Genomic DNA, 748 nt, shown 5'->3' on the forward strand with positions numbered 1-748 from the left:
GTGAAGAAGGCGTTGTTGAGTGTGCTTACGTTGAAGGTGACAGCGAGCACGCTCCTTACTTTGCACAACCAGTGAAGCTGGGTAAAGAAGGCGTAGAAGAAGTACTAAGCTACGGCGAATTGAGCGACTTCGAAAAAGCGGCACTAGATGGAATGCTAGAAACGCTAAATGGCGACATCAACATTGGTGTTGAATTCGCTAAATAATCTCTATAACGCGAATTAAGAAGAAAGCCGATCTTAGGATCGGCTTTTTTGATCTTTTTGCTCTGAATTACGTATCACAAGCGAACCAAAACAACATTGTTAAGGAGAAGATGATGGAAGCAAGTCGAATCCGAAAAGGCATGGTTGTTGAGTGCCAAGAAGGCGTCGGTACGATTTTGGTTGTCGACCGTGAAGCAGAGACCGTTTTGTTATCCAAGCAAGGCTCAGATCAACAGATAGCAGTGAGTTTTGATGAGATAGAGGACGATCCACAGCTGCACGGTGGAAGCGAACGATACTATTAGTCAGAGCCGTTGAAATTGTCTAGAGCTGAGACGAAAAAGGAAGAGCGAAATGCTCTTCCTTTTGTGTTTCTTGCTAAAGGGTCTGGTGGTGCTAGCGAGTGCGTTTTACCGCAACATGAGCCAGCGTGATAAGCGCTTCTTTGTATTCTGATTCTGGTAGTACTTCCAGTTCAGCGATCGCCTTATCTGCTTCTTCTAACGCTTTCTGCGTAGTGTATTCTAACGAACCAGCCTCTT

1 protein-coding gene and 2 pseudogenes are annotated in these 748 nt (G+C 45.2%); 2 read left to right on the plus strand and 1 reads right to left on the minus strand.

Going from position 1 to position 748, the window contains the following annotated elements:
- Both R7Z77_RS25260 and R7Z77_RS25265 read left to right on the plus strand, forming a co-directional pair.
- Positions 1–206: pseudogene (locus tag R7Z77_RS25260) on the plus strand (malate dehydrogenase); the annotation flags it as partial.
- Between the two features lie 113 nt (positions 207–319).
- A complete protein-coding gene (locus R7Z77_RS25265; RefSeq protein ID WP_005479653.1) occupies positions 320–511 on the plus strand; it encodes a hypothetical protein in 192 nt (63 codons plus the stop codon).
- Positions 512–602: 91 nt separating this feature from the next.
- Here R7Z77_RS25265 and R7Z77_RS25270 read toward each other — a convergent pair.
- Positions 603–748: pseudogene (locus tag R7Z77_RS25270) on the minus strand (octaprenyl diphosphate synthase); the annotation flags it as partial.

The sequence above is a fragment of the Vibrio sp. 1401 genome, from assembly GCF_033340295.1.

Bases quoted from the DNA above. Each gene is read 5' to 3' on its own strand.
- R7Z77_RS25265 (WP_005479653.1), top strand. From the start codon at position 320: ATGGAAGCAAGTCGAATCCGAAAAGGCATGGTTGTTGAGTGCCAAGAA.